This is a genomic window from Saccharothrix deserti, from assembly GCF_009769385.1.
Lineage (GTDB): Bacteria > Actinomycetota > Actinomycetes > Mycobacteriales > Pseudonocardiaceae > Actinosynnema > Actinosynnema deserti.
This window is the reverse complement of sequence record NZ_VKAB01000094.1, coordinates 1-10,811: the sequence shown is the minus strand read 5'-3', so window position 1 is coordinate 10,811 and position 10,811 is coordinate 1. Positions and strand designations below refer to the sequence as shown.

Here is a 10,811-nt window from a genome sequence, read left to right as displayed (position 1 = left end):
CGGCGCTGGTGGAGGGCGTGGTCGGACAAGCCCCCGCCCGATGACCTGCAACAACTACTCGACACCCTTGCGCAAGGACAGGGCATCAACCTCTACCTGCCTCCGTGAAGTTAACAAACTACCGCTACTTCGACTCGACCGCTGTGCGGGCATCTGCCCGGACCATTTCGGCGGGCACCCGGCGACGTGTCGCCGGGTGCCCATGGTGCCGGGACGGGCTCAGGCGGTGAAGCGATCCTCGACGGCATTCGAGGTGAACGTCTTCCACGCGCTGCTTGGGAACACCAACGCTCCAGCCGTGCGATTCTTCGTGTCGCGCACGCCGACGACTGCCCCATCGGCGCTGCCCGAGACCTCGACGCACGACTGGTTGGGGTCGCTATGGGTGGACTTGCGCCATCCAACCTCAACGCACGATTGGTTGGGATTGCTGTACGTGGACTTGCGCCACCCGGTGAGGCCTTCGGCTTCTCGTGGTGACCACCCCGGGACCTGCTGCCCCGGCGGCATTGGGTGGATCATCGTCTCTTCCTCTCCTCGTGTGCTGCGTCGGCCGGTCACGACGTCAGCAGGAAGGCGCGGGATTGCTCTGGGCCGAGTGCTGCGGCCCTCTGGTGCTCCTCGCTGTCGTGACCGAAGATCGTGAAGTTGAATTCCTGGCCGAAGTAGTAGCCGACGTGCCACGGAACGACCTGGACCTCGACGTTCGGCCGGTCGATGGCGTCGGCGACCGCCCGCTTCTGCTCACGCTGAATCGTCGAGTTGCCGTCCATGTTGGCCATGCGTTCGAGCGCGGCCTGGTCGATGACGAACCAGAACCGCTGGTCGGGGTTGTCCAGGATCGCTTGCCGCCGCAGCCGAAGGGTCGTGGCCCGTTCGACGTCGTCGAGGCTCATCGACGGCCTGGCCGCACGGAACAACGAACGCATGTACGCCTCGGTCTGCAGCAGGCCGGGGATCGTCATGCTGTTGTGCTGCCACAAGTAGTGCGCGCTGGTCTCCAGGTCGACGACTTCGCGCATCGTGCCGTGGAAGCTGGCGCGCAACGCCTTACGCGACGCGCGCTTCTCGCGACCTTGCGCCAGTAGCAGTAGGCGTTCCCTGGTTGGCTCGTCAGGCGCGAAGCCCTCGAACAGCGCTCGGAGGTCCGGCAACGTGACGCCGCTGTCGCCGCGCTCGATGTTGCCGATCTTGTTCTGCGTGCAGTCCAGGATCTTGCCCGCTTCGGCCTGGCTCATGCCGCAGGCCGTCCGGAGCGCGGCGAGCTTGCGTCCGATGATGACGTCGGCAACGCGCTTGGGGATCGCGGCGGTGGTCATCGAGCCTCCGGTTCGAGCGGGTCTCCCTGCAAGCGGAACGTAGCAGGCATGTTCCTGCTGTGGTCCGCTCTCCGTCACCCCAGGTCGGGCGCGTTGCCTGATGACTTGCCGACGGGCGGCTCCACGGGATGGCCGGTGGTGAAGTGCTGCTCCCCGGCAACGATCCAGTGGACGGCATGGCCGCCCCTGTACCGGTCGGCGAGCGGGAGGCACCACGGTCGGCCTGCGGCAGGCCGACCGTGGTGCAACCTGATCCCACAGCTCAACTGGTCGACCTCGGCGCGATGGATCAAGCCTCGATGCGGTGCGGCACCTCCGAGAGGTGGTTGTGATGGGCACCCGCGCGTTCCGGTGGCTGCCGTACGAACACATGACGATGACACGGGACAACAAGGTGGTGTTCGGCGCGTTGCAGGAGGAGGTGTTTGCTCATCTCGACGCGGCGTGCGACATCGCGTTGGAGGGGGACGAACACGCGGCGGCGTCGACCGCTCGTGCGGAGTTGCCAAGGCTCGTTGCCGGACTGCGCGTTCTGCTGGCTCAGCATGTTCCCGACGCGAACGGCCACTGTCGGAGCTGTCGGGTTGGGCGGTGGTGGCGGCGGACTCCAGTGCCGTGCCGGGTGCTGCTGGAGTACCAACTCGCTGTATGCGAAGGCTCTACACACCAACCGAAGCACCGGTCGCGCAAAGGGAGGCGGCAGGGATGAACGTTGTGTTCCCCCTGCGTCTGTCCATACAGGACTTGGAACGAGCACCGATGTCAGCACCACCGTCCTGACCGGCGGACAACAAGGCACACCCGGCCGTCTTCGCACGCTGCTCGCACAACTCCGCCCACCCCGCCCCCGGATACGGGCGAACCGTGCAGAGCGCCGAGACGAATCGGGTCTCCGAGGGGCGGTAGGACACCGGCCTGCCTACCGCCCCAACCAAATGTTCGAGCAAGACACCGAGTAACGGGCACATCTGATCCCGTTCGGCACACCCCAAGTGGATCGACCTGGCTACGTCGACCGCATTCCGAGCGACCTGCCGTTGACACCGGCACAGGGCGGCCCGAGCAGCTGGCCGTACACGCCGATCAGCACCACACCCACGTCTGTCGCACCCGGCACTGAAGGGAAGTCCATGGAGACCGACGAGAAGAACGTGAGCACGTCGAGGTTGAGCACCGCGCACAGCCGGGAGTTGGGCGAGGAACTGCGTCGGGTCCGGCACCGGGCCCGGATGTCGTCGGGGGTCGTCGCCAAGGACCTGGGGTGGTCGCTGGGCAAGCTCAGCAAGTTGGAGACGGGAAGTCGCGGGACGAGTCCGTGGGAGATCGGCACTCTGGCGTAGTTCACGACGTCGAACGGCTTGGTCCCCGCGTTGAGCAAGCGGGCGAACCCCCGGCTGCCCTGACGGGGAGTCGGTCGAACAAGCGCACCAGGGTGAGCAGCGCACGGATGATGAGGAACCCGAGGAGCATGTGGAACAGCAGCTGCCGGTTGTTCCACAGCGTGCCGTCGGACTTGCGGCGCAAGTCGGCGTCACTCGCCTGGCCGAGGAGCGAGTGGTGCAGGGCGATGCTGGCGCGGTTCTCGGGGAAGACCACGGTCTGGAGGATCCACAGGTCAGCCTCGTCTGCCGTGGTGACCTGCTTGTGCAGCAACGACTTGCCAGCGTCCCGGCCGCCGAAGCCCTCGCCCACGTAGACCGAGGTTTGGCTACGCCGGAGTAGCACTCGCGGGTCTGAGCAGCGCGATTCTGCCAGGCGGCACGTCACCGAACCGCGCGACTCGACGAGTCCACGTTGCACGGAAGATCGGAGGACGCCACTGACCGTTACTGCCATCCCCCGGCAAGGACGTCGAGGATCTGATGCGCGCCTTGACGGTCAAGGCGTTCTCGACATCACTCGGTCTCGCCGGCATGCAGACTGATGAAGTTGTTCACATCCGCCGGATAGCCGTCCCAGCCGCCGTACCTGAAGACCGCCCGCTGCGCGGCGCGGTCGATCTCGCGCAGTGCGACGGCGAAATGCCGATCGTCACCAGGGTAGATCGTGATCCGCATTGCGGTGTCACGGAGCAGACGCCGGGCGACTGGCTCAACTCTTGTCCCGTCGAAACGGGCAAAGTGCGGGTACAAGCCGCTGCGGTTGCCGCTGTCGGCCAGGCTCACGAGCGCAGCGAGGACGTCGAACCGGGTGAGGCTGGTGAGAATCTTGTCGTCCTCCGGACTCGCGTCCGGCCGAAGCGGCGCCAAGCGACGCACGACCTCGCGTGCCAGGTTCAGCAGCAGTCCGACGAAGTCGTCGTCGGCACCCTGCTGTACGTACAACTCGGCTCGCGCAGCCATCGTGGACGCGTGCCTGAGCCAGGTCGTATAGAACTTGTCCATTCCCTCGGGCCGGCGGGACGCGATGTACCGGACGGCCTCCCAGTTCTCGTACCGCACGGCGAGCGCGCCGAGCGCGACAGCACGCTCGACGAGCGCGAGCCACAACACAGCGGACCTGGGCGGAGGGTTGTTGTAGATAGGTGGGACGTTCTCGAATCCCAACTCGTAGATCGACGCCAGTGTGTCCACGACGCGTTCGAACCACGTGGTGCGATCCAACTCCAGGAAGGTTGCCGCCAGGCTGGTGAGGCGGTCCAGAAGACCGGCGAGCCCTTCCTGGTCCTCAGCCGTGAAGAAAGCTCGCGCTTCCGGCGCGGCACGCCTCAGTAGGCGTCGGAGTGGGATGTCGTCGTCGGCGCGCAACAACTCGGTCGCGGCCTCGGTCAGCACCTCCGGTTCGAGGGCGAGGTTGAATTCCACCGCCGGCCCGCGCGCCACCTGTTGTCCGGCCGCGCCCGTTCGGAGTTCCTCGGCGAGTCGACGGTAACCCTCAGCGTGGTCGGTCTCCCATCGGACGCGTTCACGCTCGACCCGCTGCCTGATGACCTGCTCCAAGCCGCGATGGTCGAGCCGGACACTTTGCGTCCCGTCGCGGAAGAACACCTCACCCTCGCGGAACACGACCTTCGATGATTTACCGCCGTCGTCGTACTGACCGTCAGCGCGGAAGATGGCGCAGCCCGCAGGATTCGGGGAGATGTGCAGGAGAACGACCTGGTGGCCGTCCAGTTCGTGGACTTGCGAGCAGACCTCCAGTTCGTCCGGCAGCCACCTGAGCAGCTTCGGCCGCAGCTGCGCCTCGTCGAAGCGGGCTGCCTGCTCAGTGGTCAGGTCGCCGGTCGGCTTCCCGTGGCCGTCCACGCCGATCACGAGATACCCGCCACGCACCGACATCGCCCCGACGTGCTTGGCCAGCTCCACCACGTCGCGCTTGTCGCCGAGGTCGAAGCGGGACTTGAAGTCCAGGGTCGAGTACTCCGTCTCCAACGCGAGCAGCTCCAGGAGCTTCTCCCGGTTGACGACGGGCTCCACGACCACGGGGTCGCGAGGCGTCGGGTGAGCCATCGGCACAGGCTAACGAAGGCCGAGCCGTTCCGCGCCGACTATTTCGACGCCTCCGGGAACAGCTGGCCGCCGACGGTCTGACCACCTTGCGGGGCGCCACGAACGTGACGTCCCGCTGGTTCAACTCGCGGCGCTGCCGTCGGCCGGTCGGTCGATTCTCAATCGGCGTGCATTCCACGACGCTGTTGCTCAACAAGGACATCCTCAGCGGCGGTGCATTCCTGGGCGGAGGCAGCGATCGCCGGGTCGGTGATGAGTGCGCTGGTGGGTGGCCAGTCGTCTGGGGAGTCTGCGACGAGCACTACTCGGGTACGCACTCCCGGGTGGTGCAGCAGCCCGTCGGACAGCAGCCACGCGGTGTCGCCCACTGACCACTCTTCCGTGTCCACGATCACCACGAGTGCCTGCCCCGAGCGTGGGAGGAGGACTTCGGGTTCGGCGTTCGTCAGCAGGCCGGGTTGGTCCGATGGCCGGATGGCGGCCACGACCAGGTTGTCCGCGGCGAGCCGTGCGGCGACGAAGCTGTCGAGCGTCGGGCCGAGGAGGGCGGTGGCGCCCCAGAGCCACCGCACGGCCAGCCGGTCTGCGGTGTGGTCGGCCCACTCCCCCAGTTCGACGGCGGACGGGGAGGTTCGAGGGCGGTTGCCGGGGGCCAGGACGCGGTGGAACGTGTGTCGGGTGCGGTGCTCGGGGTGGATGTGCAGGTCTCCGTCGATCACCCCGTAGGCGATACCGCCCTTGGCGAGGATGAACTGGAACGGCGACGAGGGGGTCACCGGACCATTGTGCGTTCTCGGCCGAAACATCGACTACCGGTGGGGCGATACGTCAACAGTGTCGGACGGTTCGTCGCCGTTCGCGGGGTGGGAGGGACGATGCCGAGGCAACGACCGGCTGGCCGGGGTGCGGCGGTGTTCGTCGCGGTAGTGGCGGTGGCGGCTCTCGGTGCGACCGGGTTCTGGGCGGCGCGGGTCGTGCCCGGTTTCCTCGGTCGACCGTTGGCTGAGCAGGCCAACGTCGCGGACGTCGTGGGCATGATCGCGAGTGTGGTCGGGGTGTTGGTGAGTGCGGCCGCCTTGGTGACCGCCGTGATGCAGTTGCGGCGCACCGCGGCGCCGCAGGAGCCGGACGACCCCGCACCGTCGAAGATCCAGGTGGTGGTCGCCGAGGGTGCGAACAGTGACGCGACGGCCGTCATGGACGGCGATGTGCACAAGTACGGCCCGTCGACCGGGAGAGTCAGGGGAGGCGGGCATGAGCGGGGGAACGGTCCGGTCCGACCAGGGGTTCGCCCTCGGCGTCGTCGGCGGTGATGTCCACCGGTTCGCTGACGGCGTCCCGGTCTACGTGTTGCGCCCCTGGGAACGGAAGCCGACCCCGCCCGCGGAGTGGCTGCGCGAACCGCCGAGCCGGATGCTGGACGCACGGTGGGCGGTCTGCCCGTTCACCGGCCGGGTGGCCGAACTCGCCGGTCTGCGGGCTTGGCTGGAGTCCGGGGCCGGTTTCGGGGCGCGTTGGCTGCACGGTGTCGCGGGGTCGGGCAAGACGCGGTTGGCTGCAGAGTGCGCCGCAGACGCCCGCGCGGCGGGGTGGAAGGTACTGGTCGCCGTCAACGGCCCGGGAGCTGTGCTCGCTCCGGAGAACAGCAGCCCGACCGATCTTCGACACGACGGGCACGTGGGTGTGCTGGTCCTGGTCGACTACGCCGATCGGTGGCCGCTGAGTCACCTGGGCCTGCTCCTCGGCAACCGGGCCCTGGCTCCGGTCGACGTGCCGGTGCGGGTGCTGTTCGTGGCCCGTGAGGCAGGCCTCGCCGCCACCGTGCGGGAGCTGCTCGCCGAACGAGAGTCGCTGGCGGTCATGTCGTTGGCTCCGCCCGGGAGCGCCGACCGGCGGGCGATGTTCGCGGCGGCGGTCCGCGGCTTCCAGAGCGTCTACGGCACAGGACCACTGCCTGTCGCGGAGCCCGATGCCCTCGACCGTTCCGAGTTCGGATTGGCCCTCGGCATCCAGATGGCGGCCTTGGTCGGCGTCGACAGCGCGCTCCACGGCAGGACAGCGCCCACCGACCCGACCGGGACAACGATCTACCTGCTCGACCGCGAGCAACTGCACTGGGTGCGCAGGCACAACACCGACGTCCCCGTGGTCGACGGGGATCGGGAAGTCGTGCCTGCACGCCTGGCGCCGGAGCTGATGCGCCGGACCGTGGTGACCGCGGCACTGACCGGTCCGGTCGTCCGGGACACCGGCCGCGCCGCGGTCGACTGGCACGACGACGCGGGCGAGCGGGACTTCCTGCTGGACGAGCACGGCCGCTGCTACCCGGCAGCCACCGCCGACACCGTCCTCGAACCGCTGTACCCCGACCGCTTGGCCGAGGACCTGGTGGCGCTGACGGTGCCCGGCCACGGCCGCGCCCACCCGACCCGCGACTGGGTCCAGCCGACGGTCGCACGCTTGCTCGACCTCGACCAGGCGGTCCTGACCCGGCTCGTGGTGGTCCTCTGCTCGGCTGCCTCGCGCTGGCCGCACGTGGCCCGGGGAGTACTGCGGCCGTTGCTCGACACCGACCCGGCCACGGCCGTGCGGGCGGGCACACCCGCGCTGCTCCTCCTGGCCGACATCCTGGACATGGACCTACTGGAGCGGGTGTTCGACGAGGTTCCCGAGGACCCGCCGGAGGATCTCGCCCCCGGTGTCGCCGCCGTGGGCCGCCGGGTGCTGCGCCACCGGCTGGCGGCGTCGGAGGACTCCGCGGCCCGCAACGGGTTGTCGGCACAACTGGTCTCGGTGCTCAGCCGTGCCGGGCACTTCCGGGAAGCCGCCGCCATCCAGCGGGACGTGGTCGGCCGACTGCGCCGCGAGCAGGCGGACCCGGCGGACACGACAGTCGTGGTGGGACTGATCGCGCTGGGTCTGCTGTGGCATCAGGCTTCTGTGCCCGCGAAGGCGGACACGGCGTACCAGGAGGCAATTGCCGCCTACGCCGCGCTTCTCGGCCCTCGGAGCGCGTCCGACGTGCTGGACTACGCCTTCCTGCTGGCCGCACACGCCGTCACCCTGAGAACACTGGACCAGGAAGACCGCAGCGGCGAGGTCGCCAGAGCGGCTGTGGCGGTGCTGGAGACCGTGCCGGAGGAGATCCGTGCGGCTCATCCCGAGATCACAGCGGGCATCTTCGTGACCTGGGTGATGGCTGTGCTGCGCGACGACAGCGCCGACGAGGACGAACTGACCCGCGCCAGGGCCGCGCTGGCGGCCGTCCAACCGGGGGACGGCAAGGATGCGCTGACGACGCGATTCCTCGTCGCATCCCGCCACCGCGCCATCTCCCAGGCGCACGACCTCTCCGCCCAGTTGCTGGCGCTCGACCGCGCGCTCGCCGAAGTCAACCCGCTGGTCCACCAGGCATCCCTGGTCGCGAGCCTGGAACGGGTCAGCCGCGCGGCGGCCGGCGCCTACCGCGTGGACGAAGCGGTCGAGGCCGCGACCGAGGCCGTCGACCTCGCCTCCCGGCTCGTCGCCGAAGGCCGCGAGCCCGGGTCGACGCAGGCGTCGGCCCTCACGACCCTGGCGCACGCCCAACTGTCGGCCAAGCTGTACCGATCCGCCGTCGAAACCGCGGACCGGGCGATCGGGAGTCTCACCGGGACGCCCGGGGACAGCGCGACGAACCGGGCCCTCCTGCCCTGGGCAATCGGTATCCGCAGCATGGCGGCGTTGGCGCTGGGGGGCGAGGCCGACACCAGGACCGCGATCGACGCCCTGAAGACCATGTCGACGGCACTGTCGACCGTTGCGGACAACCCGAGGACCAACCGGATAGGACCCATCATCGGAGCAGCCCTCGCTGTCGTCGACACAGATGTCGACTTCGACGACCCCGAGGCGTCCCCGGAAGACGTCGCCCGCTGGGCGACTCCGTGGCTCGACGGCCTCATCGCGGCGTTCCGTGCCCTGGTGCCGAACCTTCCCGCGCTGCGGGTGCACCTGGCGGGCGGACTCGCCGCCCGTGCCGCGGTCGCTCTCGGCATCGGCGACAAGGAACTGTTGACCGCACTGGTCACCGAGGCCGCCGAGATCAGCAGCCAGGTCGAGACCGTCCCGGACGACGTGCTCGCGACTTTCGACGACCTTGTCGCGGAGCTGGGTGCTACGGCCGCCGCCGAGCTGGACGATGTCGTGCTCACGCTGTTCGAGCCCACAGCGGCACATCACATGGCGCGGGTGCGGGCCGACCCGGCACGGTACGGGCCCGCGTTCATCGACATGGTGACCTCGGCCGGTCCGGTGGTGCTGGATCCGGTCGACCGCCGGCTCGACGTGCTCGAAGCGCTGGCGGGATGCGTCCCCGGACTCCACCAGCACGACCTCGACCCGTGGTGGCCCAACTTGTCCGGGGTGTTCCAGGTCCTCGTCGGCTGGTACACCTCGGCAGGCGAAGGGGAAACGGCCGCCCGCTGGGCCGATGCCCGGGTGGCGATGCTGCGCACAGTGCCGGAGTCACGGGAGCGGACCGAACAACTCGCCGGAGCACTGGCCCAAACCGCGCTGCTGCGCCTGGACGCGGCCACAGCCGCCGAAGCGGTCAAGACGCTGCGCTCACTGCGGAACGCCGACCCGGTGGTTCTCGCGCACACCACAGCGATCCACGCCAACATCCTCGCGGAAACGGGCGCCAAGCCCGAAGGGCTCAAACAGTCCGCCAAAGCGGTGCGGCAGCTCCGCAGGAACCCGGAGAACCACATCGGCTTGGCGGTCAACGTCCTCGTCATCCACGCGGGGATCAGCATTGAATGCGGCCACCGAACCAATGCCCTCACCAGCCTGAACCGCGCACGCCGCCTGATAGACGCATGGCCCGCGAACATGCCGAACGCGATCGCCACGCTGGTCAGTGTCATCGACAGCATGACCGAGGACGCCGAACACCTGCCCGACGACCGCAGCCTCCTCCGGCGGCTCCTCACCCGCCGATAGCAGCAGAACACCCGACCGGATCAATCACAAGATCAGTTACAAGACGCTCAGCAGGCCGAGATCAGGGAGACGCAGGACCTCTTGCCGGCAGACGGCCGACACCGTCGCCTCAAGGGGACACCGCATCACGTTCCTCGTGCTCCACTGGAGCGTGATCGGGCCTCGGTGACCTGAGTGGTCCGCCGAATGAGGGCCAAACCTCAGTCGGTCTCAACGACGTGCCGCCTGATGAAGTCCTTCACCTCCGCCGGGTAGCCGTCCCAGCCGCCGCGCTTGAAGACTTGCGGCTGTACGTGCTGGCTGATCTCGTGCAGTGCGAGGGCGAAGTCCCGATCATCACCTGGGTAGATCGTCGTCCGCATCGGGGAGTCATGGAACAGGCGCTGGGCGACCGGCTCGATTCGTGTTCCGTCGAAGCGGGCGAAGTGCGGGTACAAGACCTTTCGGTTACCGGTGTCGGCCAGGCTGACCAGCCCGGCGAGGAAGTCGAACCGGGTCAGGCTGGTGAGGATCTTGTCGTCCTCCGGGCCCGCGTCCGGTCACGCCGCCGCGAAGGCAATCAAGTCGATCAAGGGCACAGCGTAGGCAACGAACGCGGGCGCCGGCCCATCACCCGCACGCCCGAGGATGACGGCCGCGGGGAAGAACGCGATGAGGGCTATCGGGAAGACCGTCATGAAACCGATCCGCAGCAGCAGCGGAAAGATGCCGACGGGGTAGTTGGCGAACGCGGTGATCAGGTTGTCCGTCCAGGTCATCAGGGTATCCGACGCCTCGGTCCTGAACGCGGACGACGACATGACGAGCTGGATCGCCCCCTCCAACAGGGCGGAACCGATCACCGCCGCCACCAGGAACAGCAGCAGCGGCAGCGTCCACTGGATGTGGAGCAACTGCTGCGCCGCGGTGAACAGCACGATCGCGACGGCGAGATCGGGACTTCACCCCGGATGTTGGACACGGGGTTATGCGGCTGGGGTCAGCGTAGCGGGTGTTGGGGTGAGGCTGTTCTCGTAGTCGATCGGGGACTTCTGGCCGAGGTGGGAGTGGCGTCGTCGGG

At 68.3% G+C, this 10,811-nt stretch carries 9 protein-coding genes and 2 pseudogenes; 4 read left to right on the top strand and 7 right to left on the bottom strand.

All coding sequences use genetic code 11. The features are described from left to right. Positions 1-219 precede the first annotated feature (219 nt). Together FM051_RS48730 and FM051_RS48725 are read right to left on the bottom strand one after the other, a co-directional pair. Complete coding sequence (locus FM051_RS48730) at positions 220-522, bottom strand: DUF397 domain-containing protein (RefSeq protein ID WP_238413235.1); 303 nt, start codon at positions 520-522, stop codon at positions 220-222. Positions 523-557: 35 nt separating this feature from the next. Next, on the bottom strand, positions 558-1,319 hold the full coding sequence (locus FM051_RS48725; protein ID WP_158854642.1) for a helix-turn-helix domain-containing protein: 762 nt from the start codon (positions 1,317-1,319) through the stop codon (positions 558-560). A gap of 331 nt (positions 1,320-1,650) precedes the next feature. Here FM051_RS48725 and FM051_RS48720 point away from each other — a divergent pair, with 331 nt between their 5' ends. Together FM051_RS48720 and FM051_RS48715 are read left to right on the top strand one after the other, a co-directional pair. Further along, positions 1,651-2,028, top strand: a complete 378-nt coding sequence (locus FM051_RS48720) for a hypothetical protein (protein ID WP_158854640.1) — start codon at positions 1,651-1,653, stop codon at positions 2,026-2,028. A 421-nt stretch (positions 2,029-2,449) separates the two neighbouring features. Beyond that, positions 2,450-2,659, top strand: a complete 210-nt coding sequence (locus FM051_RS48715; RefSeq protein WP_158854644.1) for a helix-turn-helix domain-containing protein — start codon at positions 2,450-2,452, stop codon at positions 2,657-2,659. A 211-nt stretch (positions 2,660-2,870) separates the two neighbouring features. On the opposite strand, the pseudogene FM051_RS54375 reads toward FM051_RS48715, so the two are convergent. The 3 genes and pseudogenes from FM051_RS54375 to FM051_RS48700 all read right to left on the bottom strand — a co-directional run. Continuing rightward, positions 2,871-3,052 (bottom strand): annotated as a pseudogene (locus tag FM051_RS54375) (N-acetyltransferase family protein); the annotation flags it as partial. A gap of 162 nt (positions 3,053-3,214) precedes the next feature. Next, positions 3,215-4,768, bottom strand: coding sequence for an ATP-binding protein (locus FM051_RS48705; RefSeq protein ID WP_158854638.1), 1,554 nt, complete (start codon positions 4,766-4,768; stop codon positions 3,215-3,217). A gap of 158 nt (positions 4,769-4,926) precedes the next feature. After that, positions 4,927-5,544 (bottom strand): hypothetical protein, encoded by a 618-nt coding sequence (locus FM051_RS48700; RefSeq protein ID WP_158854636.1) that lies wholly within the window; start codon positions 5,542-5,544, stop codon positions 4,927-4,929. 99 nt (positions 5,545-5,643) lie between these two features. On the opposite strand from FM051_RS48700, the gene FM051_RS48695 reads away from it, so the two are divergent. Together FM051_RS48695 and FM051_RS48690 are read left to right on the top strand one after the other, a co-directional pair. Next, the gene (locus FM051_RS48695; protein ID WP_158854634.1) at positions 5,644-6,081 is read left to right on the top strand and encodes a hypothetical protein; all 438 of its coding nucleotides are present in this window, start codon (positions 5,644-5,646) and stop codon (positions 6,079-6,081) included. Continuing rightward, on the top strand, positions 6,023-9,751 hold the full coding sequence (locus FM051_RS48690) for a hypothetical protein (protein WP_158854632.1): 3,729 nt from the start codon (positions 6,023-6,025) through the stop codon (positions 9,749-9,751). The genes FM051_RS48695 and FM051_RS48690 overlap by 59 nt, the downstream gene beginning before the upstream one ends. Positions 9,752-9,951: 200 nt before the next feature. Here the strand turns inward: FM051_RS48690 and FM051_RS48685 are convergent, their stop codons facing one another. Continuing rightward, entirely contained in the window at positions 9,952-10,188 is a 237-nt protein-coding gene (locus FM051_RS48685; RefSeq protein WP_158854630.1) for a hypothetical protein, read from the bottom strand. A 102-nt stretch (positions 10,189-10,290) separates the two neighbouring features. After that, a pseudogene (locus tag FM051_RS48680) lies at positions 10,291-10,674 on the bottom strand (ABC-2 family transporter protein); the annotation flags it as partial. Positions 10,675-10,811 lie beyond the last annotated feature (137 nt).